20 protein-coding genes are annotated in these 21,724 nt (G+C 68.9%); 10 read left to right on the top strand and 10 right to left on the bottom strand.

Going from position 1 to position 21,724, the window contains the following annotated elements:
- Window positions 1-42 precede the first annotated feature (42 nt).
- The 7 genes from R1Z03_RS06700 (at window position 43) to R1Z03_RS06730 (ending at window position 7,804) form a co-directional block, all read left to right on the top strand.
- On the top strand, window positions 43-1,014 hold the full coding sequence (locus R1Z03_RS06700) for a TRAP transporter substrate-binding protein (RefSeq protein WP_284401250.1): 972 nt from the start codon (window positions 43-45) through the stop codon (window positions 1,012-1,014).
- Window positions 1,015-1,118: 104 nt separating this feature from the next.
- Complete coding sequence (locus tag R1Z03_RS06705; RefSeq protein ID WP_272569100.1) at window positions 1,119-1,607, top strand: TRAP transporter small permease; 489 nt, start codon at window positions 1,119-1,121, stop codon at window positions 1,605-1,607.
- Window positions 1,608-1,615: 8 nt separating this feature from the next.
- Window positions 1,616-2,911 (top strand): TRAP transporter large permease, encoded by a 1,296-nt coding sequence (locus tag R1Z03_RS06710; protein WP_272569102.1) that lies wholly within the window; start codon window positions 1,616-1,618, stop codon window positions 2,909-2,911.
- A 20-nt stretch (window positions 2,912-2,931) separates the two neighbouring features.
- Window positions 2,932-4,032 (top strand): beta-propeller fold lactonase family protein, encoded by a 1,101-nt coding sequence (locus R1Z03_RS06715; RefSeq protein ID WP_317357988.1) that lies wholly within the window; start codon window positions 2,932-2,934, stop codon window positions 4,030-4,032.
- A gap of 106 nt (window positions 4,033-4,138) precedes the next feature.
- Entirely contained in the window at window positions 4,139-5,194 is a 1,056-nt protein-coding gene (locus R1Z03_RS06720; protein WP_372588242.1) for an SMP-30/gluconolactonase/LRE family protein, read from the top strand.
- Window positions 5,195-5,220: 26 nt separating this feature from the next.
- Complete coding sequence (locus R1Z03_RS06725) at window positions 5,221-6,216, top strand: tripartite tricarboxylate transporter substrate binding protein (protein WP_317357991.1); 996 nt, start codon at window positions 5,221-5,223, stop codon at window positions 6,214-6,216.
- Window positions 6,217-6,424: 208 nt separating this feature from the next.
- On the top strand, window positions 6,425-7,804 hold the full coding sequence (locus R1Z03_RS06730; protein WP_317357993.1) for a sorbosone dehydrogenase family protein: 1,380 nt from the start codon (window positions 6,425-6,427) through the stop codon (window positions 7,802-7,804).
- A gap of 16 nt (window positions 7,805-7,820) precedes the next feature.
- Here R1Z03_RS06730 and R1Z03_RS06735 read toward each other — a convergent pair whose 3' ends face one another.
- The 6 genes from R1Z03_RS06735 to R1Z03_RS06760 form a co-directional block, all read right to left on the bottom strand.
- Window positions 7,821-8,864 carry a phytanoyl-CoA dioxygenase family protein gene (locus R1Z03_RS06735; RefSeq protein ID WP_317357995.1) on the bottom strand — a complete coding sequence of 348 codons (1,044 nt, stop codon included), beginning with the start codon at window positions 8,862-8,864 and terminating at the stop codon, window positions 7,821-7,823.
- Window positions 8,865-8,880: 16 nt separating this feature from the next.
- Window positions 8,881-10,194: a HipA domain-containing protein gene (locus tag R1Z03_RS06740; RefSeq protein WP_317357998.1), complete on the bottom strand. Its 1,314-nt coding sequence runs from the start codon at window positions 10,192-10,194 to the stop codon at window positions 8,881-8,883.
- A gap of 20 nt (window positions 10,195-10,214) precedes the next feature.
- Window positions 10,215-10,523 (bottom strand): helix-turn-helix transcriptional regulator, encoded by a 309-nt coding sequence (locus R1Z03_RS06745; RefSeq protein ID WP_317358001.1) that lies wholly within the window; start codon window positions 10,521-10,523, stop codon window positions 10,215-10,217.
- Window positions 10,524-10,656: 133 nt separating this feature from the next.
- Window positions 10,657-10,872, bottom strand: a complete 216-nt coding sequence (locus R1Z03_RS06750) for a YjfB family protein (RefSeq protein ID WP_272569111.1) — start codon at window positions 10,870-10,872, stop codon at window positions 10,657-10,659.
- A 99-nt stretch (window positions 10,873-10,971) separates the two neighbouring features.
- Window positions 10,972-12,384 carry a dihydrolipoyl dehydrogenase gene (locus R1Z03_RS06755; protein ID WP_317358003.1) on the bottom strand — a complete coding sequence of 471 codons (1,413 nt, stop codon included), beginning with the start codon at window positions 12,382-12,384 and terminating at the stop codon, window positions 10,972-10,974.
- Between the two features lie 98 nt (window positions 12,385-12,482).
- Window positions 12,483-13,070 (bottom strand): YigZ family protein, encoded by a 588-nt coding sequence (locus R1Z03_RS06760; RefSeq protein WP_284428452.1) that lies wholly within the window; start codon window positions 13,068-13,070, stop codon window positions 12,483-12,485.
- A gap of 186 nt (window positions 13,071-13,256) precedes the next feature.
- On the opposite strand from R1Z03_RS06760, the gene azu reads away from it, so the two are divergent.
- The 3 genes from azu to R1Z03_RS06775 all read left to right on the top strand — a co-directional run bounded on the left by azu (window position 13,257) and on the right by R1Z03_RS06775 (window position 16,653).
- Window positions 13,257-13,709: an azurin gene (gene azu, locus R1Z03_RS06765; protein WP_317358005.1), complete on the top strand. Its 453-nt coding sequence runs from the start codon at window positions 13,257-13,259 to the stop codon at window positions 13,707-13,709.
- A 131-nt stretch (window positions 13,710-13,840) separates the two neighbouring features.
- The gene (locus R1Z03_RS06770) at window positions 13,841-14,050 is read left to right on the top strand and encodes a hypothetical protein (protein ID WP_284401284.1); all 210 of its coding nucleotides are present in this window, start codon (window positions 13,841-13,843) and stop codon (window positions 14,048-14,050) included.
- A gap of 167 nt (window positions 14,051-14,217) precedes the next feature.
- Window positions 14,218-16,653: a YgiQ family radical SAM protein gene (locus tag R1Z03_RS06775; protein WP_317358007.1), complete on the top strand. Its 2,436-nt coding sequence runs from the start codon at window positions 14,218-14,220 to the stop codon at window positions 16,651-16,653.
- On the opposite strand, the gene R1Z03_RS06780 is transcribed toward R1Z03_RS06775, so the two are convergent.
- From R1Z03_RS06780 to R1Z03_RS06795, 4 genes are all read right to left on the bottom strand, one after another.
- Window positions 16,594-19,155 (bottom strand): EAL domain-containing protein, encoded by a 2,562-nt coding sequence (locus R1Z03_RS06780; protein ID WP_317358009.1) that lies wholly within the window; start codon window positions 19,153-19,155, stop codon window positions 16,594-16,596. The genes R1Z03_RS06775 and R1Z03_RS06780 overlap by 60 nt on opposite strands.
- Before the next feature lie 198 nt (window positions 19,156-19,353).
- Window positions 19,354-19,770 carry a hypothetical protein gene (locus R1Z03_RS06785; protein WP_272569117.1) on the bottom strand — a complete coding sequence of 139 codons (417 nt, stop codon included), beginning with the start codon at window positions 19,768-19,770 and terminating at the stop codon, window positions 19,354-19,356.
- 172 nt (window positions 19,771-19,942) lie between these two features.
- Window positions 19,943-20,725, bottom strand: a complete 783-nt coding sequence (locus tag R1Z03_RS06790) for a cold shock and DUF1294 domain-containing protein (protein ID WP_317358012.1) — start codon at window positions 20,723-20,725, stop codon at window positions 19,943-19,945.
- A 3-nt stretch (window positions 20,726-20,728) separates the two neighbouring features.
- Complete coding sequence (locus tag R1Z03_RS06795) at window positions 20,729-21,610, bottom strand: CoA transferase (RefSeq protein ID WP_317358014.1); 882 nt, start codon at window positions 21,608-21,610, stop codon at window positions 20,729-20,731.
- Window positions 21,611-21,724: the final 114 nt, after the last annotated feature.

The raw sequence follows: 21,724 nt of genomic DNA on the forward strand, positions 1-21,724 counted from the left end.
CCCAAAACGTATTTCCAACAGCAAAAGAGACGAGGCAGACAAATGAAATTCCTGAAGACCACCCTGGCCACCCTGGCCGCGCTCACACTGGGCTTCGGCGCCGCGCAGGCGACCGAGCTGCGCTCCGCGGACATCCACCCCGACGACTACCCGACCGTGACGGCGGTCAAGTTCATGGGCGAGCGCCTGAAAGCCCTGTCGGGCGGCAAGCACACCATCAAGGTGTTCAACAACGGCGCCCTGGGCAGCGAGAAGGACACCATCGAGCAGGCCAAGATCGGCGCGCTGCAGCTGGTGCGCATCAACATCGGCGCGATGAACAACATCTGCCCCGAGACCGTGGTGCCCACGATGCCGTTCCTGTTCCGCTCGGTCGAGCATCTGCACAAGGTGCTGGACGGCCCGATCGGCGAGGAAATCCTCAAGGCCTGCGAAAAGCAGGGTTTCGTGGGCCTGGCCTACTACGACAGCGGCGCCCGCTCGATGTTCACCGCCAAGAAGCCCGTGCGCAGCTTCGCCGACATGAAGGGCCTGAAAGTGCGCGTGCAGCAGTCCGACCTGTGGGTGTCGATGCTGGAGGCCATGGGCGCCAACGCCACCCCCATGCCCATGGGCGAGGTGTACACCGGCCTCAAGACCGGCCTGATCGACGCGGCCGAGAACAACTACCCCACGTACGAGAGCTCGCGTTCGTTCGAAGTGGCTAAGTACTACACCAAGACCGAGCACTCCATGGCCCCCGAGATGCTGCTGTTCTCCAAGCGCGCCTGGGACCGCCTGTCGCCCGAAGAGCAGGGCTGGATCCGCCAGGCCGCCAAGGAGTCGGTGCCCTACATGCGCAAGCAATGGGCCGAGCGCGAGATCAAGTCGCTGGCGACGGTGAAGGCTGGCGGTGCCGAGATCATCGAAATCGACAAGGCCCCGTTCCAGGCCGCGATGAAGCCCGTGTACGACAAGTTCATCCCGGACGCCAAGCTCAAGGACCTGGTCAAGCGCGTTCAGGACACCCAGTAAGTCCCTTTCCGCCCACTTCCTGAAGTGGGCTTTTTTTGCTCTTAAATCAATAGCATGGTGCCCTAGTGGATATTGCGCCAGGGGCCTTTTTTACTCATAACAACATGTATACCCAAATTTGCCGCACGCTCGCCCGCGTCTGCATGTGGCTGGGCATCCTCGGCCTGGTCGCAGTGATCTGCGCCGTGAGCTGGCAGGTGTTCGGACGCTATGTGCTCAACAACACGCCCACCTGGGCGGAAAGCCTGGCCCTGCTGCTGGTGATCTACGTCACCATGTTCGGCGTGGCGGTGGGCGTGCGCGATGCCGGCCACATCGGGCTGGAATCGTTCCTGGTGCTGGCGCCCGACTGGCTGCGCCTGAAGATGGAATACCTCATCCATGCGCTGGTGCTCGTGTTCGGCGCCGTGATGGCCTACAGCTGCGCGTCGCTCGCGCAGTCGGTGTGGGACTACCGGCTGCCCACGCTGTGGATCTCCGAAGGTTGGAAATACGTGCCGGCCGCGATCGCGGGCGTCCTGATCGTGATGTTCTCGATCGAACACATCATCGCGCTGGCCCAGGGCCGCGAAGTCGAACCTGCCTGGGGCTGAGAAAAACCATGACCGTGCCACTTTTGATCCTGAGCGTGTCGTTCACGCTGTTCCTGCTGCTGGGCGTGCCCGTGGCGTTTTCCATCGGCCTGTCGGCCCTGGCCACCCTGCTGTACGAAGGCCTGCCCCTGGAGGTCGGCTTCCAGCAGATGACCTCGGGCATGGGCATCTTCTCGTTCCTGGCGATTCCATTCTTCATCTTCGCGGGCGAGCTGATGCTGTACGGCGGCATCGCCGACCGCATCGTCAACTTCGCGCGCAACCTGGTGGGCCACGTGCGCGGCGGGCTGGGCATGTCCAACGTGGTGGCCTGCACGCTGTTCGGCGGCGTCTCGGGCTCGCCGGTGGCGGACGTGTCGGCCATGGGCGCCGTGATGATCCCGATGATGAAGAAGGAGGGCTACCACGCCGACTACGCCGTCAACGTGACGACGCACGCGGCGCTGGTGGGGGCGCTCATGCCCACCAGCCACAACCTCATCATCTATTCGCTGGCGGCCGGCGGCAAGGTGTCCATCGCGGCGCTGATCCTCGCGGCGCTGATTCCCGCGCTGGTGCTCACCATCAGCAACCTGGCCGCGGCCTACCTCGTGGCCGTCAAGCGCGGCTACCCCGCGGGCACGTTCCCGGGCTGGCAGATCGTCGGGCGTTCGTTCGCCGCCGCGCTGCCGGGGCTGTTCATCGTCGTGCTGATCCTGGGGGGCATTCTTTCGGGCATCTTCACCGCGACCGAATCGGCGGCCGTGGCCGTGCTGTATGCGCTGGGCCTGACCGTGTTCCTGTACCGCACGTTGAAGTGGGAGCACTTCATCAAGGCGGCCTCGAAGGCGGTGCGCACCACGGGCGTGATCCTGCTGCTGATCGGCATCTCCAGCACCTTCGGCTACCTCATCAGCCTGTACGGCGTGGCCGAACTCACGGGCCAGATGCTGTCGCAGGTGACCAGCACGCCGTGGGTGATCTTCCTGCTGATCAACATCATCCTGTTCGTGCTGGGCACGTTCCTGGACATGGCGGCCACCATCCTGCTGTGCACGCCGATCTTCCTGCCCATCGCCCAGCACTACGGCATGAGCTCGGTGCAGTTCGGCATCGTCATGCTGATCAACTGCGCGCTGGGCCTGAACACGCCGCCCGTGGGCACCACCCAGTTCGTGGGCTGCGCAATCGGCGGCGTGTCGGTGGGCACGGTGATGCGCACGATCTGGCCTTTCTACGGTGCGCTGATCTTCGCGCTGGCCCTGGTGACCTTCGTGCCGGCCTTCTCGACCTGGCTGCCCAGCATGTTCATGGTGGTCAAGTGACCCCGGAAAGAGAGCGATCCATGGCGATTTCTTCTGCCTTCCTGCGCGCGGTGGCGCTGGCCCCCGTGGCCGCCGCCGCGCTGATGGCGGCCAGCGGCGCGGCCTCGGCCGCCACCTGGGTCTATGTGTCGAACGCCGACAGCCAGGACATCTCGGTGTACGAACTGGACCGCGCTGCCGGCCAACTCCAGCCGGTGGAGACCGTGACCGTGGGCGGCCAGGCCATGCCCATGGCGGTCTCACCCAACAAGCGCCAGCTTTACGTGGCGCTGCGCTCGCAGCCTTTTCGCGTGGTGACGCTGGCCATCGATGCGGCCAGCGGCCGCCTGAAGAAGCAGGGCGAGGCCGCCCTGGCGGACAGCATGGCCAACATCGACACCGATGCCACCGGCCGCTGGCTGTTCGCCGCGTCCTACCCGGGCCACAAGATCACCGTCAACAGCATCGACAAGGACGGGCTGGTGGGCGCGGTGCAGCAGCTCATTCCCACGGCGCCCAACGCGCACGCCATCCATGCCGACGCGGCCAACCGCTACGTGTTCGCCACCAGCCTGGGTGGTGACCATCTGTCGAGCTGGCGCTTCGACGCCACCACCGGAAAGCTGACCGCCAACGAGCCGGCGCTGACCGCGGTGGCCCCGGAAAAGGCCGGCCCGCGCCACTTCGTCTGGGACAAGGCGCAGCGGTATATGTACGTGGTGGACGAGCTGGACGCGGCCCTGCACGTGATGGCGTACGACGCCGAGCGCGGCACGCTGCGCGAGGTGCAGCGCACCACCACCTTGCCGCCAGGCTTCACCGGCAAGCCCTGGGCGGCCGACCTGCACCTGTCGCCCGATGGGCGCACGCTGTATGCGTCCGAGCGCACGTCGAGCACGCTGTCCACCTTCCGCGTCGATGCGGCCACCGGGCAGCTCGAGCCGCTCGGCCAGGTGCCGACCGAGAAGTCGCCGCGCGGCTTTGCCGTCGATGCCTCGGGGCGCTTCCTGATCGCGGCGGGGCAGGAATCGCACAGCGTTTCGCTGCACCCCATCGATCCAGCCACCGGCGTGCCGGGCACGCCCACGCGCGTGGCGGCGGGCAAGAACCCCAACTGGGTCGAGATCGTCGACCTGCCGTGAAGTATCGACGCCTTGGTGCTTGGGCACGCATGCGCCTGCCCGCCCGCGCGGCTTTGGGGCCTGGGGCCCGCCGCGCTTCCTGAAAACACGACCGGAGACAAAACCCATGCAAAGAGCGACACAAGACGCCTCCCCCCAGACCCCGCCATCGCGCCGCCGTTTCATGGCCGGCGCGCTGGCCGCCACGGCCACGGGCCTCGCGCAGGCCCAGGCGTTCGACTTCAAGCCGCAGCAGCGCTACCCCGATCCCTCGGTGCAGATCCTGGATCCGTCATTCGCCAAGTACCGCCTGTTCAGCAGCAGCGTGGAGCAGATCGCCACCGGCTTTCGCTGGGTCGAAGGCCCGGTGTGGTTCGGCGATGGGCGCTACCTGCTGTTTTCCGACATTCCCAACAACCGCATCCTGCGCTGGGACGAGGCCACGGGGCAGACCGGCGTGTTCCGCCAGCCCTCCAACTTCTCCAACGGCCTGGGCCGCGACCGCCAGGGCCGGCTACTGGCGTGCGAGCACCTGACCCGCCGCGTGACCCGCACCGAGTACGACGGCAGCATCACCGTGCTGGCCGACCGCTTCGAGGGCAAGCGCCTGAACTCGCCCAACGACATCGTCTGCCCAAGCGACGGCTCGGTCTGGTTCACCGACCCGCCGTTCGGCATCGGCGGCCACTGGGAGGGCGACAAGGCCGTCTCCGAGCTTCCGCATGCGCTGTACCGCATCGATCCGTCCGGCCGGCTGGATCGCGTGCTGGAGGCGCGCTTTCCCAACGGTCTGGCGTTCACGCCGGACGAAAAGCAGCTCTACCTCGTGGCGCGCACCGCCGACAACCGCCGCCAGATCGTGCGCTACGACGTCACCGCCCGCCAGGGTCTGGCCAACCCGACCGTGCTGATCGAGGGCGGGGCGGGCGCGCTGGACGGATTCAAGGTCGATGAAGACGGCAACCTGTGGTGCGGCTGGGGCAGCACGGGCGCGGCCGACTCGGTCGCCGCGGACCTGGACGGCGTGATGGTGTTCAACCCGGCCGGCAAGGCCATCGGCCATATCCGCCTGCCCGAGCGTTGCCCGAACCTCGTGTTCGGCGGCCCCAAGAAAAACCGCCTCTTCATGGCCAGCAGCCACTCGATCTATTCGCTCTACGTGGAAACGCGCGGAGCGGTCTGATTTTTCAAAACCAGGAGACAACGCACATGCAACGCAGAACCTTCATCGCCGCCGCGGCCGCTGCGGCCGCCGCCGGCAGCTTCATCGGCCTGCCCGCCTTCGCGCAGGGCACCTGGCCCACCGGCAAGACCATCACCTACCTCGTGCCGTTCGCGGCCGGCGGCACCACCGACACGCTGGGCCGGCTGATCAGCCAGCAGCTCGGCACCGCCCTGGGCACGACCGTGGTGGTGGACAACAAGGGCGGGGCGGGCGGCAGCGTCGGCTCGGAAATCGCGGCCCGCGCGGCACCGGACGGCTATACGCTGCTGGGCGGCACCATCAGCTCGCACGCCATCAACGTGAGCCTGTACCCGAAGCTGGGCTACGACCCGGTGAAGTCGTTCGCGCCCGTCACGCTCATCGGCACCAACCCGGTGGTGCTGGTGGTGGCGGCCAGCAGCCCCTACAAAACCCTGAAGGACGTGCTGGACGCGGCCCGCGGCAAGTCGGGCGGCCTGTCGTCCGCCTCGGCCGGCACCGGCACCTCGCAGCATCTGGCGCTGGAGCTGCTGGCCTACAAGTCGGGCGTGAAGTTCACCCACGTGCCGTACAAGGGCAGCGGTCCGGCCATCCAGGACGTGATCGGCGGGCAGGTGGACATGATGTTCGACACCACCGTCGTGGCCGCGCCGCACATCCAGAGCGGCAAGCTGCGCGCCATTGCCGTCACCTCGGCCAAGCGCCTGGGCTCGATGCCCGACGTGCCCACCGTGGCCGAATCCGGCTTGAAGGACCTGGCCGACTTCGAGGTGCAGTCGTGGCAGGCCATCTTCGTACCCGCCGGCACGCCCGAGCCGGTCGTGACCCGCCTGCACACCGAGATCCGCAAGATCCTCGCGCAGCCGGACATGCAGACCCGCCTCAAGAGCTTCGGCATGGAGCCGGCCGACATGACGACCGCGCAGATCGCCACCTTCCAGAAGGCCGAAGTCGCCAAGTGGGCGCAGGTGATCAAGGCCGCCAACATCAAGGTGGACTGACACCGCGCGGTGGCGTGACGCGGCCCGGTGCCCTGGCGCCCGGGCCCGCTGCATGCCGGAGAGGAGAGGGGAGGGGATGGGAGACCCGTCCGGCGCATTCGCGCCCATGGCTGACAGGGGCGGTGGTGCCAGCGCGGCACACTGGCCCGCATCGCGGCGCATCCGCCGCGATCGGCACCCCAACACAGCACAGAAGGCAGGTTCTCCCATGCACGCGCGACGCTCCCATCTCCCCCCGTTTTCAACCGCCCGCTGGCCTGTCGCCGTCCTGTGCTGCGCGCTGGCTGGGGCCCTGGCCGGCTGCGGCGATACGGCACGGCTGCCGCCCGAGGCCGGCGTGGGCCCGTCGCCCACGCTGCCCGAACCCCACAAGACCCTGATCCCCACCGTTCACATCGCACCCGCCAAGGGGTGGCCCGACGGCATGCAGCCCACGCCCATGGCGGGCATGCAGGTCACCGCGCTGGCCAAGGGGCTGGACCATCCGCGCTGGGTGTACGTGCTGCCCAACGGCGACGTGCTGGTCGCGGAGAGCAACACGCCGGCCAAGCCCAAGGAAGACCAGGGGCTGGTGAAGAACGTGCGCAACTGGGTCATGGGCAAGGTCATGGGCCGCGCAGGCTCGGGCGCGCCGTCGGCCGACCGCATCACCTTGCTGCGCGACACCGACGGCGATGGCGTTGCGGAAACGCGCAGCGTGTTCCTGCAGGGCCTGCATTCGCCGTTCGGCATGGCGCTGGTGGGGAGCGATTTCTACGTCGCCAACACCGATGCGGTGGTGCGCTTTCCCTACACGGCGGGCCAGACCACCATCACCGCGCCCGCCACCAAGGTGGTGGACCTGCCCGGCCTGCCGTTCAACCACCACTGGACCAAGAACCTCATCGCCAGCCCCGACGGCCGCAAGCTCTATGTGACCGTGGGCTCCAACAGCAACGTGGCCGAGAACGGCATCGAGGCCGAGCAAGGCCGCGCCGCCATCTGGGAGGTGGACCGCGCCAGCGGCACCCACCGCATCTTCGCCAGCGGCCTGCGCAATCCGAACGGCCTGGGCTGGGCCCCCGGCAGCGGCGCGCTGTGGACGGTGGTGAACGAACGCGACGAGATCGGCAGCGACCTCGTGCCCGACTACCTCACCTCGGTGAAGGAGGGCGCGTTCTATGGCTGGCCCTACAGCTACTACGGCCAGCATGTGGATGTGCGGGTGAAGCCACCCCAGCCGGACCAGGTCGCCAAGGCCATCGCACCCGACTATGCGCTGGGCAGCCACGTGGCACCGCTGGGGCTGGCCTTCTCGGGCCCGCCCTCGGCCGGCAACGGGTTGCCGCAGCAACTGGCCCAGGGGGCCTTCGTGGGCCTGCACGGCTCGTGGAACCGCAAGCCGCGCAGTGGCTACAAGGTGGTCTTCGTGCCGTTCGAAAACGGCCAGCCCAAGGGCCAGCCGATCGACGTGCTGACCGGATTCCTCAGCCCCGAAGGCGATGCCTATGGCCGTCCCGTCGGCGTGGCGCTGGATGCGCGCGGCGGGCTGCTGGTGGCCGATGACGTGGGCAACGCCATCTGGCGGGTTTCGGGCACACCCCGATAGGGATGGTGGAGGCTGCTCAGCGCCAGATCGCCTGAATCGGCACGTCGGCGGGCATCATGTTGATGTACTGCACCAGACGGGGCCGCGCACCGCGGTTGGGGCTGGCGCCGTGGGGCAGTGCCTGTTGCCAGATCACCAGATCGCCGGCCCCCGCGCCGATGGGCCGGGCGCCCAGCGCCTGGAAATCCTGCCTGCGCGGATCGGCGTTCGGCGGCAGTCCGGCCAGCCACCCTTCCACCTGGCGGTGAAAGCCCGGCACCACGGTGAGCGCGCCCTGTTCGGGCGGCGTGTCCGTGAGGTACAGGATGCCCTGGGTGCAAAACGGGATGGGTGGCTCCAGGCTCACATCCCAGTGCAGCCCCTGCGCCTGGTAAGGGTGGCCGGGGCGCTCCGGCACATTGAAACCGCAGCGGTCCGTGCTGCGCCACAGGTCGGCGGTGCCCCACAGTTGCGCGAACGCCTTGTGGATGCGCAGCGACCGGCGGTTCGCGTCGAACGCGGGGTGCTGGAACAGTTGCACCATGATGTTGCGCGGGGCGTTGCGGTACCACGATTCGACATCGTCCGGCGTGGCGCCCACCGCCTCCCACACCACTTGCGCCGCGGCGGCGCTGTCGTCGGGCGCCACGGCCTGCCGCACGATCACGTAGCCGTGCTCGTCCCAGTGCGCCAGGTCGTCGGCATCCAGCACGGGCGGCATGGCGTCGACCTGGGCGTGCAGCCAGGCCACGGCGTCGGGCACGGGCCCGCCGTCCACCAGCGCCTGGATGCGGGCGATGGTGGCGGCATCGGGCGCCCCGGCGGTGCGCACGATCCAGTCCTCGAAGTCCGCGAACTCCGGCGCGTGCCACAGCACGTGCTGCATGGTCTGCTCCAGGCCCAGGCCCATTGCCGCGAGCACGATCTGCGTGCGATGGGATTCCGCGTACTCGCCCGTGGGCAGGCCCTGGCGCGCCGCCATCCAGCGGGACCAGCAGCGCTTGAGGTAGGGCACCTGCAAGGCGCCGCGCTCGCCGGGCGGGCAAAGGGAATCGGCTCGGTTCAATGATGGGGTGGTCATGCTGGGAGTTGTGCTTTCAGTTCCGTGTGAGCGCGACACCGCCTGCCAGGCGCTCCGCGACCGACCGGCGCATCGCGGGCGGTGCGTCGGCGATGCGCTCGGGCCATGTCTGCTGGGCCAGGCGCACCGAATCGCGCAGCAGCGCAAGATGGCGCGGCGCCCGCAGCAGGCCGGCGGCCTTGATCAGCCCCTCCATGTCGTCCCATGAAAAGGCGCGCAGGGTTTTGTCGATGGCCCGGTTCACCGCGTACTGGCTTTCGGGCATGCCCTCGAAGAACGCGGCGACGCACACGGGGTCGTACAGCGGCGACAGCTGCGGTGCGCGCCCGTCAGGGTAGACCAGCGCCCAGTTCTTGAGGTGCGCATCGGTGTTGCCCATGAGGATGAAGGCGACCATGCGGGCGAGGAACTCGCGGGTGTCGTGCACGGGCTGGTGGCTCAGGCGGTCCAGCACGCGCAGCATGGTGGCGTAGTCCTGCAGGATGCCCTTGCCGTACTTTTGCCGCGGCGTGTAGCCCAGCACCTGGTTGAACTCTTCCATGTGCACCCGCTGGCCGCCGGGCAGGTGGTCGAACCGCTGCACGGCCAGGATCTCGTCGAAGGGCACGGCATCGGGCAGATCGGCCTCGGCGCGGGTGATGACATCCGCCTGGGCGCAGTCCAGGCCGAGCGCCCGGCACAGCTGGTAGCCGGCGTGTTCGTTGGCCACCAGGTCGGGGTGGGCGGTGGTGGGCAGCTTCAGGATCACGCTGCCGGCCGCGCCCTTGCGGTGCACGGTGTAGCGCCGCCCTTCCTGCACCGCGCTGAACTTGGTGACCACGCCGGGCAGCGAGGCCGCGTCCTCCACGGGGTATTCGACGAAGCCCGGCTCCAGCACGTCCAGGCCCTGGGTGGTGTGCCAGTGGCGAACCACGTCGGGCACGCCGTCCTGTGCGGGTACGGGCTCCACCTCCAGCGCGCCCATCAGATCGTGGCCCGCGGCGGCCAGCAGCTCGAACTCGTCGTCGGGCGTGCAGCCGCGCTCGCGCGCGAGGCGCTCGCGGTTGTGGCCTTCGGGCAGCAGGTTCTGGAAGTACACCGGCCAGCGGCCATCGGTGCGCACCAGCCGGGCGTCGCGCGCCGAAGCCAGGATCTGCTGCGTGGCGGCCTCGGTCTCGCCCTGAAAGCTGAGCGACAGGGTGGGGCGGCCGGGGTCGTTGATGTAGCTGGCATCGAACGACACGCGCAGGATGTCGCCGTACTGCGAGAGGTAGCCGATCGCCATGCGGCCGGCACCCTGGCCGGCCGGGCGGTGCAGGTACAGGCGCAGGTAGCGGATGGAGGTGCTCATGGCGGGTCAGCCGGCCGCGCTCAGCCTTCTTTGCGCAGGCTGTCGATCACCGAAGGCGGGGCATCCACGCCCTGGGGCTGTCCCAGGAATTTGCCGCCCGACTGGATGAAGGCCTGCAGGCTCGGCCGAAGGGTGCTGGGCACGGCGATGATGTCCATTCCCAGCACGCGGGCCATTTCCGTCAGGGTGGAATAGCGGGGGTCCAGGTCGCCCCCTTCGGTGCGCTGCACCGTCATGCGCGAGAGGCCGGCCCGTTCGGCCAGCTCCGCCTGGGTGAGCTGGCTGGCCTTTCGGGCCATGGTCAGGCTGTGGATCAGATCGTTGGTCATGATCCTGTTTATACTCTTTTTTGGCTAAAAGAGTATTCCAAGTTTCACCTGTCGGTGGTTTGGGTGAATCAGATCGCGGCTTTCACCATAAGACCGCCTCCCCGTAAAGCGCCGGCCCCTCAAGGCCGCCGGCTCAGGCGAACGTGTTGACCTGGGTGCCCAGCGCGCCGGAGGTGGCCAGTGCCGGTTGGGGCATCGATTGCTTCATCGACTCGATCAGCAAGGTGGCGGAGGCCTCCTGCGTGTCCAGCGCCTTTTTCAGCACCCGGATGTTCAGGGCATCGGAATTCTTCTGGCTGGCCATGGCCGTTGCGGTGTTGACGACCGACTGGGAAAGCGCGACATCCATGGGGTGCTCCTGTTGGGGCCTCGGGGCGAGGCGAAGGCAAAGACCCCTCCTTTTTCGGCACCCCCGCCCGGAACTGAAGCCCGGGCGGAGGCGAAATATTCAATCGAGCGCGCTGGCCCCATAGGCGGAGCAGGCCGACAGGTCCGAAGCGCTGCCGCTGGGCAGGTGCGAAGCCGCATCGCGCAGCGCGGTGCGCAGGCCTTCCTCCAGGACCGGGTGGTAGAACGGCATGCGCAGCAGGTCCTGCACCGTGAGCGACCGGTCGATGGCCAGCGCCAGCAGATGCGCCATGTGCTCTCCGCTGGGGGCGCAAAGCTCCGAGCCCAGGATGCGGCCGCTTTCGCGCTCCGCATACACGTTCAGGCGGCCCTGGTTGTGCTGCGCCACGCGCGCGCGGCCCTGGCGGGAGAAATCCACCGAGCCCGTCACGAATTCGCCGTCTTTCAGGTCCTTCCAGGCCTGGCCGATCACCGCCGCGTTGGGCTGGGTGAACACGATGGACAGCGGCGTGCGCCGGCGAAAGCATTGCGGCTCGGGTGCCATGGCGTTCAGGGCGGCCATGTGGCCCTCGTCGGAGGCCTCGTGCAGCAGCGGCCGGCGGTCGTCGGCATCGCCGGCCATGAACACGGGCAGGTCCGCGATCTGCATGGTGCGTGCATCCACGGGCGGCTTTCCGTGCGCGTCCAGGGGGATGCCCAGGGTATCGAGGCCGAGGTGTTCGATGTTCGGCCGCCGCCCCATGGCCGCCAGCACCTGGTCCACCACCACCGTGGTGCTGCCGTTGCTGACCTCGATGCCGCCCGGAACTTCGCGCAAGCGGGCCTCCTCGCCCACGCTGACGACGAATTCGTCTTTCAGCACGTCCTTCAGCGTGTCGAGGATGTCGGGATCGGACAGCCCGGCCAGCGATGGCCCGGTCGAGAACGCCGCCACCTCCACGCCCAGCCGCGACAGGGCCTGCGCCAGTTCCGCGCCCAGCGGTCCCAGCCCGATGACCGCCATGCGCGGCCCCAGGGTGGGCTGCTCGAAAAGGGTGTCGGTGGTCAGGATGCGGTCGCCGAACGCCAGCCATTCCTCGGGAATGATGGGGCGCGAGCCAGTGGCGATGATGACGCTGCGTGCGTGGTAGGTATTGCCTCCCACTTCCACCGTGCCCGGGCCGCGCAGCCGCGCGTGGCCCGAAATGCCCTGGTCGCCGACCGCCGATGCCTTCTCGGTGCCCGCCACGAACTCGTCGCGCAGGGCGCGCACGCGCTCCAGCACGGCAGGCATGTCGACGGAGAGGCCGTCCCCGCCGCGCAGGCCGAAGGTGTCGAATGCGTGGCGCCGGTGGTAGGCGTTGGCCGCTTCGATCAGCATCTTGGAGGGCATGCAGCCCACCCGCGCGCAGGTGGTCCCCCAGGGGCCATCGTTGACGATCCGCACGCGGTCGGTGCGTTTGCGAACCTCGCGCAACGCGGCAAGGCCTGCCGATCCCGCGCCGATGATGATGGCGTCCAGGGGTGGGCTCATGGGTCGATCTCCTCAGGGGTGGCGAATGGCTGAGTGTCCCCGGGCCGCAGGGTGGGGCCTGTAGGTGCAGGGCACTTTCGGCGCAGGCGATGGCGGCGTTACGGCGCGATCCAGCCGATCCGGCCCTGGCAGGCGTCGTTCAGCCGCTGCACGAACGCCGCCTCCTGTGGCTGAGGCAACTGGATGCGCACGGCCACCAGCGAGCCGTGGGCCACCTCGCCCAGCGTGGCGCCGGCCGCCTCGACCTCGCGGCGCACCAGGCCCTCCAGGGCGTAGGGCACCTCGCACTGCAGCACCACCATGCGCTGCAGCGGCACCTTCTCGGCCGGCAGCAGCGCCTGCGCGATGGTGTCGGTGTAGGCCCGCACCAGCCCGCCCGCACCCAGCTTGACGCCGCCGAAATAGCGCACCACGGTGGCCAGCACGCCTTCGAGGTCCTGGTGGCGCAGCACCTCCAGCATCGGCCGGCCCGCGGTGCCGCCGGGTTCGCCGTCGTCCACCGCAGCCGACTGGCCGCCCGCCAGCAGCGCCCAGCAGACGTGCGCGGCACCGGGGTGCTGCTGCCACAGCGCATCGACGGTGGCCTGGGCCGACGCGCGGTCCGCCATGGGCTGCACGCAGCCGATGAACCGGCTTTTCTTGATGACCAGTTCGCTGTGGGTGGGGGTTCGCACGGTGTAGGGCATGGGCGGCGGAGCTTAACTGCATGCCGGCTCCATGGACGGCGTTCGGCACAAGGCTTGATGCACCTCAAGGCGCTGCAGGCGCCCCGCACATACGCTCCCTGCATCGCGCTGTTGCGTCGCCCGGCTGCATGGAGCAGCCCGGCAACGCCAGGCGCAAGCACCTGTTTTATGAAGAAGGAAGACCTCATGGCAAACCACTGGAAATTCGCGGCGCTGGCCCTGGTATTGGCGGCTGGCCCCACCTGGGCCGCCGACTGCACGGCCGAGATCGACGGCAACGATGCGATGCAATTCAACAAGGCGACCCTCGCGGTGCCGCAAAGCTGCAAGCAATTCACCGTAAAGCTCAAGCACGTGGGCAAGCTTCCCAAGACCGCCATGGGCCACAACTGGGTGCTGAGCAAGGCCGCCGACCTGCAGGCCGTGGCCACGGACGGCATCGCTGCCGGGGCCGCCAAGAACTACGTGAAGGACGCGGACGCCCGGGTGATCGCGCACACCAAGATCGTGGGCGGCGGCGAGAGCGATTCGGTGACGTTCTCCACCCAGGCGCTCAAGGCCGGCGAGTCGTATGCCTATTTCTGCTCCTTTCCCGGCCATTCCGCGCTGATGAAGGGCACGCTGACGCTGGCGAAATAACCCTTCGCTTCCCGGCGGTGTGGCCGTTGGCACACAAAGGGCGCCCTTTTCGGCGGGCCCTTTTTCGTTGACACGAAACAGTCACCCCGCCGCCATACGCTGGCGGCAACCCCGCATGAAAAGGACCCGCCATGCTTGCCGCTGCGCTGACCCACGTGATGAACGCCATGGTGTTTCCCGCTGCCCTGGCCGGTGCCAACGGGCCGGGCCGTGTGGAGGAGGGCGCCTTGGCCGCTATTCCTACCGCCTGGACCGCCAGAGCCACCGAACTGCACTCGCCCTACGGCGAGCCGCCCGCACCGGATCTGGACCAGCGGGTGCGTGCCTCCGGCGAATGGTGAAGGGCCGATCGGGGCCCGCCACGCCGCGCACCGAGACCGCCGCCAGGCCGCTCGCCACCCGCGGCTGACCCCCTGCGGCGCAGGGCGCGGGCACGCGCCTTGGCCCTCGGTTTCGACAGGAAAGGCCCGAAAGCCTAAAATCGCGGCTTCCCCACGCCTTGCCCTCCATGAACGCCCCCGTTGACGTTTCCTTTTTCGCGCGCGCCGCGAAGCCGCTGACCAGCTATCGCCCGTATTGGGCGAAACGTTTCGGCACGGCCCCGTTCCTGCCCATGAGCCGCACCGAGATGGAGCGCCTCGGCTGGGACAGCTGCGACGTGATCCTGGTGACGGGCGATGCCTACGTCGACCACCCCAGCTTCGGCATGGCCGTGATCGGCCGCACGCTGGAGGCGCAGGGCTTTCGCGTGGGCATCATCGCCCAGCCCGACTGGCAGAGCGCCGATGCCTTCAAGGCCCTGGGCCGCCCCAACCTGTTCTGGGGCGTGACGGCGGGCAACATGGATTCCATGATCAACCGGTACACCGCCGACCGGAAGATCCGCAGCGACGACGCCTACACTCCTGGCGACGTGGGCGGCAAGCGCCCCGACCGCGCGGCCATCGTGTACAGCCAGCGCTGCCGCGAGGCCTACAAGGACGTGCCCATCGTGCTGGGCGGCATCGAAGGCAGCCTGCGCCGCATCGCCCACTACGACTACTGGAGCGACAAGGTGCGCCGCTCCATCGTGGTGGACGCCAAGTGCGATCTGCTGCTGTACGGCAACGCCGAACGCGCGCTCGTCGAAGTGGCCCACCGCCTGGCCGCGCGCGAGCCCGTGGAGCAGATCACCGACGTGCGCGGCACCGCCTTCGTGCGCCGGTCCGACGACGAAACCGGCCAGGGCTGGTTCGAAATCGACTCCACCAGCGTGGACGAGCCCGGCCGCGTCGAGGCGCACGTCAACCCCTACATGACGACCAGCGAGCAGGCCGCCGCCCAAGGCAGCACCTGCAGCAAGGAGGATGCTCCTGATTCAATAGCATCCATGCCAATGGATACTAGGGCGCAAGGGCAAAATGGCTCGAAATCCGCCGAACCCAACCCCGCCATCCAGCCGATGCTGTTCGTGGCCAACCCGAACCTCAAGGCCAAGCTCAAGGTGCCGCCGCGCGAACGCAGCGTGATCCGCCTGCCCAGCTACGAGCAGGTCAAGAGCGATCCGGTGCTCTATGCCCACGCCAACCGGGTACTGCACCTGGAGACCAACCCCGGCAACGCCCGTGCCCTGGTGCAGGCCCACGGCGAAGGGCCGACGGCGCGCGATGTGTGGATCAACCCGCCGCCCATCCCGCTGACCACGGCCGAGATGGACTATGTGTTCGATCTGCCCTACGCGCGCGGCCCGCACCCGAGCTACGCCGACGAGAACGGCAGCCACGACGGCGCGACCAAGATCCCGGCGTGGGAGATGATCCGCTTCAGCGTGAACATCATGCGCGGCTGCTTCGGCGGCTGCACTTTTTGCTCGATCACCGAGCACGAGGGCCGCATCATCCAGAGCCGCTCCGAGGACTCCATCATCCAGGAGATCGAGGACATCCGCGACAAGGTGAGCGGCTTCACCGGCACCATCTCCGACTTAGGGGGGCCCACGGCCAACATGTACCGGCTGGGCTGCAAGAGCCCGGAGATCGAGGCCGCGTGCCGCAAGCCCAGCTGCGTGTACCCGGGCATCTGCCAGAACCTCACGACCGACCACGGCCCGCTCATCAAGATCTACCGCCGCGGCCGCGCGCTCAAGGGCATCAAGAAGATCCTGATCGGCTCCGGCCTGCGCTACGACCTGGCCGTGAAGTCGCCCGAATACGTGAAGGAGCTGGTGCAGCACCACGTGGGCGGCTACCTCAAGATCGCGCCCGAGCACACCGAGCAGGGCCCGCTCACCAAGATGATGAAGCCGGGCATCGGCAGCTATGACAAGTTCAAGCAGATGTTCGAGCAGTTCAGCGAAGAGGCGGGCAAGAAGCAGTTCCTGATCCCGTACTTCATCGCCGCGCACCCCGGCACGAGCGACGAGGACATGATGCACCTGGCCATCTGGCTCAAGAAGAACGGCTTTCGCGCCGACCAGGTGCAGACCTTCTACCCGAGCCCCATGGCCACGGCCACGGCCATGTACCACTCGGGTAAGAACCCGCTGCGCAAGATCGGCCGCGACAGCGAGGCGGTGGACATCGTGCGCGGCGAAAAGCGCCGGCGCCTGCACAAGGCCTTCCTGCGCTACCACGATCCCAACAACTGGCCGCTGCTGCGCGAGGCGCTGAAGACCATGGGCCGGGCCGACCTGATCGGCAACGGCAAGCACCACCTGATCCCGACCTTCCAGCCGATGACGGACGGCAGCTACCAGAGCGCGCGCCGAAAGAACAGCACCGTGGCCCCGGTGGCGCCACAACGCAAGGCGCCGCCGGCCAAGGGCGTGGCATTCAACAAGGCCGCGCAGCAGCCCGTGGCCGGCCGCATGCTGACCCAGCACACCGGCCTGCCGCCCCGCGCCGGCCTAGCCGGCAAGCCCGCCGGCGGGACCCCTTCCGGTAAAACGTTCCGCAAGGGGCGCTGAGCCCTCCGGCGCCGCCGCGCCCGGCCCGCCCGCCGGGGCCGTGCCCTGGACGGCGGCCCGGGGCATCGGTTCCGGGCGGCTGATGGCATGGCCCTGTGCATGGTCCACGCCCATGGCGCGCAGCGCCTCCACGATGGCCGGCGTCTCGGCGAACTCGGCGATCGTCTGCTTGCCCATCACGTGGCCGATGTGGTTGACCATCTCCACCATCGCCCGGTTGGCCGGGTCCTCCAGCATGTCGCGCACCAGGGCGCCGTCGATCTTGAGATAGTCCACTGGCAGATGCCGCAGGTAGGTGAACGAAGACATGCCCGCACCAAAGTCGTCCAGCGCGAAATGGCAGCCCTGCTGCTTGAGCTCGCGGATCAGGCGGATCGCGTTGGGCAGGTGGGCGATGGCCGCGGTCTCGGTCACCTCGAAGCACAGCTGGTTGGCCTGCACGCCGTAGCGGGCCATCTGGTCGCGCAGGTACTCCAGCAGGCTCTCGTCGCCCACGCTGGTGCCGGACAGGTTGATGGCGCACAGCGTGATGGGCCGCTCCTGCGGCTGCTGCCGGCGGCGCTCGGCCAGTGCGGCAAAGGTGTGCTCGACCACCCACCGGTCCAGGGCCTGTGCGAGGCCGAAGCGCTCTGCGGCTGGCACGAATTCGCCAGGGAAGATCGCCTGGCCGCCGTCCCCCTGCAGGCGCAGCAGCACCTCCACATGAATGCCGCCGTCGTTCGGCGCCCGCAGCGGGGCGATCTCCTGCATGTAGAGCTGGAAGCGGTCCTGCTCCAGCGCCTGGCGAATGCGCTGCACCCAGTGCATGTCGTCCAGGTGGCGCGACATGGCCGCGTCCTGTGGCTGGTAGACATAGACCGTGTTGCGCCCGCGCTCCTTGGCGCCGTAGCAGGCCATGTCGGCCACGCGCAGCACCTCCTGCAGGCTGGTGAGGTCGGCCGTCAGGTGCACGAGACCGATGCTCAGGCCCGTGCGCAGGGTGCGGGCACCCCAGGGCAACCGCAGTTCCTGCGCATGGTGGCGGATCTGCTCGGCGATCCGCTCGGCCACCTCCTGGGGGCAATCGTGCAGCAGCACACCGAACTCGTCCCCGCCCAGCCGCGCCAGCGTGTCGCCCTCTCGCAGGCCGCGCTGCAGCATGCGGCAGACCTCGCGCAGCATCTCGTCGCCCGCGGGGTGGCCGCAGGTGTCGTTGATCACCTTGAACTGGTCCAGATCGATGTACAGCAGCGCGCCCGCCACCTCGGAGGACCGCGGCCGCGCCAGCATCTGGCCCAGGCGCCGCTCGAACTCGCGCCGGTTCGCCAGGCCGGTGAGCGTGTCGTGGCTGGCCTGCCACGCAAGCTGCTCCAGATACTGCTGCTCGCGCGTCACGTCGTGCAGCACCAGCACGGCGCCGGCCAAATGGCCCTGGTTCATCAGCGGCGATCCCACCAAAGTGACGGGCACCGTGCTGCCGTCCGGCCGCACGATGCGGTGCGGGTGTTCGTCGTGCAGCCCGACGGTGCCGTGCAGCGCGCGCTCGAGCAGTTGGGTGATGCTGCTGCCGTGGGTGGCGGGTGGCTCGGCGCTGCCGGTGGCCTTGGCGCCGTCTGGGGGGCCCGTGTGCAGCAGTTGCGCCAGCGGCATCCCAAGGCTGTCCTGGCCGGCGCGGGCCAGCAGGCTTTCCGCGGCGGGATTCATGTAGCGCACGTTGCCGTGCAGATCGGTGGTGACGATGCCGTCGCCGATGGCCGCCAGGGTGGTATGCGCCTGTTCGCGCTCGGCCTCCAGCGTGGCCTCGACCTGGCGGCGTTGTCCCATCAACTGGCGGGTGTGCGCCAGGGTCAGGGCGATCAGCGCCAGCACCGTGGCCACGTTCAGCCACAGGAGCCACCCCATGATGCGCCGTGAGCTGTCGCCCATCGCCGCGCTGAAGTCGGTGGCGGCCGGCGTGACGCCGACGTCGATCTCATCGACCTGACGCTGCCAGCGCTGCACCATGTCAGGCGTCACGCCCCCGGCCACATAGCCGGCACGGATCTCGCGCGACAGGGCGTCCAGCCGCTGCAGGTATTCGTCGCCCAGCATCCAGTGCCGGATGGGCTCGCGCAGGATGTCATGGTCCCGGAACAGGTGGAGCATCCAGATCAGCCCCGTCACGTCGCTCGGGTGGTTGCCGCCGCGCAGGAACGCGTCGCGGGCGCCGGCCAGATCAGGCTCGGGGGCCTCGATGAGCAACCGTGCCTCCCGGTCGGCCAGGGGAATCTGCAAGGCCTGCTGGAACTGCTCGTACAAGCGCCCCTCGCCCGTGGCGACGTATTGGCCCAGGTGGTGGATGGCGTCCTTCTGGCCCTTGGTCCACTGGCTCTCGCCTGCGACGAACGCGCGCACGGTGGACAGCACGTACAGGCTGGCGGAGGCCACGACGGCCTGCAGGATCAGGATCGCAATGAAGGGGCCGGTGAGGCCGGACGTCCACGGGCGCCGACGGTTTCCTTGCAGGGGAGTCGGCGTGTCCATGCAGTCACCAGGAAGGAATGCCGATGTTCGGTGGCGGGCGGCGCCAGCCCTGCGGGAAGGCCATGCCCGGCGCCCCCATCGCGAGAGGGGCGCATCCGGCAGACGACGCAGTGAGGCAGGCCATGGCGAACTATATCGGCAGGGGCGCCAAAGTCCAAGGTGCCTTGCCGGTCAGTCCGGTGCATGCTGCTCGCCCGGTCAGGGCACGGGCTGCGGAATCAGGTCCTCGATGATGAGCCGGCGGTAATAGAAAGCGGCTTGCGCGCCGTGCGGCTCCAGCGCGGCCTGCAGGGTTTCCGCGTCGTCGTCGTCACCCACCTTGACCAGCAGGCCATGGTGCCCGGCCGCGGCCAGGTCAGAGATGCGGCGAACGATGGTGCCTTCCGCGCCCACCGAGGGCAGGGGGGTGTCGGCATTGCCCAGCGTGCGCACCACATGCTGCAGGATGGCGTCCGGCGTGGCGTGGGAGATGTCGGTGCGTTCGCCATCGGCCCCCAGGGCTTCGGCGGCATCGCGGGCGTGGGCCTCGTCGGGAAAGAGGGCGAAGACATGGCCGGTAGGGTAGAAGGTGCCGGCCGAGGACGTCATGTCCGGGTCGAGGACAAAGGGCTTCATGGGGTTCCTCTCGCTGTGGATTCAGCGGCCATTGGGCCCGGGCCCAGACGCCGGCGCTGTAGGGCGGGGCAAGGCCGCCGTGTGGGACGCGTCCCAGTCGGGCGTTGCCGGACCGGCGCAGACCCGGCATCGAAATGGCCTGCGGCGCAATGAAATCGCCGGCATGCCGCTACTAAAAACGTAGCAATATGCCCGACTGATGGGCCAGCACCGCGGCCAGCGCGGCGCAGTGCACGGCCACGGTGAGCCAGTAGACCGCGCGGAACGATGCCTTGCTCGACTTGTGCCGCAGCCACTGCTGTGCCCACCACGCGGCCGGCCAGCCGCCCAGCACGGCGAGCAGGTGCAGCCGCTGCTCGCTGGTGCGCCATCCCCCGCTGCGTGCGGCGTCCTTGTCGCTGGCATACACGGCGAAGGTCACCACGTTGACGGCCACCAGGGCCGCCAGCCATCCCGTGGAGATTCGCTGCGTCCAGACGCCCCAGGCCACCAGCGCCAGCCACGCGGCCATCCACGAATAGGCCACGCCATGGTTCGCCGCGGAGGGGGCATCGCGCGAAGGGGGGCGCCGCCGGGCCGGTGGCGACGCAGCGGCGCGTGCCTGGGCGCCTCCGGCAGGTCCACGCTGGTTCGTTTGCCGGGGCGGTGCGCGGCCAGGATCAGTCCGGGCGGGCGGGGCCGATGCCGGGGACGGGGGGCGCGGCCCGCGTCGCGCCACCAACTGAGGACCTCCACCCGCCTGAAACGGCCCGTGGGCGGCCCGCACGGCCATCGCCCGCGGCCCTTTTCCGCCCACATGGATTTCCTCGTACACCACGGCCAGGCCGGGCCGCGGCTCCGACAGGCCCTGCAGGTCCCGCACATGAAAGAACACATCCACGCCCGTATCGCCGCTGCGCAGAAAGCCGAATCCGCGCGTGGCGTCCCAGCGCAGCACCGTGCCTTGCTTTTGCATCGTTCAGTCCAGCGTGTGCAGGGGGATGTCCTCTCCCGTGGCCAGCCCGTCGAGCGTGGCGCGCGTCTGCCCCTGCAAGAACGCTGCGATCGCGGCATGGGTGCCGGGCGCCCGGGGATCGGCCTCTGGCGGCAACCCTGCCGCCCGGGCCAGGCGCGCGAAGAAATGCGGCTCCAGGGCCGCCACCGCCACCCGCCCGTTGACGCAGGCATAGACGCGGTAGCCCGCATGCGCGCCGCCCACATCACCATCCGGCAGGGTCAGGCCCCAGTCGCGTGGCTGGGCCAGCCACTCGGCGGCGTCCGACAGGGCCACGTCGATGCACGCGCCCTGGCCGGACGCGGCGCGCGCCAACTGCACCTGCAGCACGGCCTCGCTGGTCATGAGGGCGCCGCCCATGTCGGCATACAGCGTGGGCGGCAACGTGGTGCCGGTGACCAGCCCTGCATCGGCGAGGTAGGTGAGATCGTGCCCCGGCTCTTCCGCGTGGCTGCCCGGCGCGCCCACGATGCGCACCATCGACAGCCGGGGGTGGCGTGCGTGCAGCGCGTCCCAGCCCAGCCCGAGCTTGGCCAGCGCCGACGGCCGAAACGAGGTGATGAGCACATCGGTGCGCGCCAGTTCCGCCTGCAGCACGGCCTGGCCCGCATCCGTCTTGAGGTGGGCGTGCACCACGCGGACCTGGGCATGCATCGCCGCGTAGGCGGGCGGGCTGTACATCGCCATCGGGTCCGCGCTGGAATGGCCATCGGGCGGTGGCGGCTCCAGCTTCGTGCATTCGGCGCCCAGGCGCTGGCAGCGCAGCAGGGCGGCGGGGCCGGGCAGGTTCAGCGCCAGGCTCAGGAGCCGGACGCCACGCAGAGGCAGCAGGGAAGGTGCAGTCATGGGCGGAAGGCGAGGTGAATGGAAAGCGCGGCGCGGGGTGGAACAATGCATGGCCCAGGCCGGCCGTGGAACGTGGCGAACCGGCCGGAACTTCGGCCCACCGTGCCGCTCCGT

Source organism: Acidovorax sp. BLS4, from assembly GCF_032929295.1.
Lineage (GTDB): Bacteria > Pseudomonadota > Gammaproteobacteria > Burkholderiales > Burkholderiaceae_C > Paracidovorax.

Coding starts and splice junctions, on each gene's coding strand:
- R1Z03_RS06755 (WP_317358003.1), bottom strand. CDS start 12,384: ATGAGCCCACCCCTGGACGCCATCATCATCGGCGCGGGATCGGCAGGC.
- R1Z03_RS06735 (WP_317357995.1), bottom strand. CDS start 8,864: ATGACCACCCCATCATTGAACCGAGCCGATTCCCTTTGCCCGCCCGGC.
- R1Z03_RS06700 (WP_284401250.1), top strand. CDS start 43: ATGAAATTCCTGAAGACCACCCTGGCCACCCTGGCCGCGCTCACACTG.
- R1Z03_RS06770 (WP_284401284.1), top strand. CDS start 13,841: ATGCTTGCCGCTGCGCTGACCCACGTGATGAACGCCATGGTGTTTCCC.
- R1Z03_RS06745 (WP_317358001.1), bottom strand. CDS start 10,523: ATGACCAACGATCTGATCCACAGCCTGACCATGGCCCGAAAGGCCAGC.
- R1Z03_RS06725 (WP_317357991.1), top strand. CDS start 5,221: ATGCAACGCAGAACCTTCATCGCCGCCGCGGCCGCTGCGGCCGCCGCC.
- R1Z03_RS06780 (WP_317358009.1), bottom strand. CDS start 19,155: ATGGACACGCCGACTCCCCTGCAAGGAAACCGTCGGCGCCCGTGGACG.
- R1Z03_RS06730 (WP_317357993.1), top strand. CDS start 6,425: ATGCACGCGCGACGCTCCCATCTCCCCCCGTTTTCAACCGCCCGCTGG.
- R1Z03_RS06760 (WP_284428452.1), bottom strand. CDS start 13,070: ATGCCCTACACCGTGCGAACCCCCACCCACAGCGAACTGGTCATCAAG.
- R1Z03_RS06750 (WP_272569111.1), bottom strand. CDS start 10,872: ATGGATGTCGCGCTTTCCCAGTCGGTCGTCAACACCGCAACGGCCATG.
- R1Z03_RS06775 (WP_317358007.1), top strand. CDS start 14,218: ATGAACGCCCCCGTTGACGTTTCCTTTTTCGCGCGCGCCGCGAAGCCG.
- R1Z03_RS06705 (WP_272569100.1), top strand. CDS start 1,119: ATGTATACCCAAATTTGCCGCACGCTCGCCCGCGTCTGCATGTGGCTG.
- R1Z03_RS06710 (WP_272569102.1), top strand. CDS start 1,616: ATGACCGTGCCACTTTTGATCCTGAGCGTGTCGTTCACGCTGTTCCTG.
- R1Z03_RS06715 (WP_317357988.1), top strand. CDS start 2,932: ATGGCGATTTCTTCTGCCTTCCTGCGCGCGGTGGCGCTGGCCCCCGTG.
- R1Z03_RS06785 (WP_272569117.1), bottom strand. CDS start 19,770: ATGAAGCCCTTTGTCCTCGACCCGGACATGACGTCCTCGGCCGGCACC.
- R1Z03_RS06720 (WP_372588242.1), top strand. CDS start 4,139: ATGCAAAGAGCGACACAAGACGCCTCCCCCCAGACCCCGCCATCGCGC.
- R1Z03_RS06795 (WP_317358014.1), bottom strand. CDS start 21,610: ATGACTGCACCTTCCCTGCTGCCTCTGCGTGGCGTCCGGCTCCTGAGC.
- R1Z03_RS06740 (WP_317357998.1), bottom strand. CDS start 10,194: ATGAGCACCTCCATCCGCTACCTGCGCCTGTACCTGCACCGCCCGGCC.
- R1Z03_RS06790 (WP_317358012.1), bottom strand. CDS start 20,725: ATGCAAAAGCAAGGCACGGTGCTGCGCTGGGACGCCACGCGCGGATTC.
- azu (WP_317358005.1), top strand. CDS start 13,257: ATGGCAAACCACTGGAAATTCGCGGCGCTGGCCCTGGTATTGGCGGCT.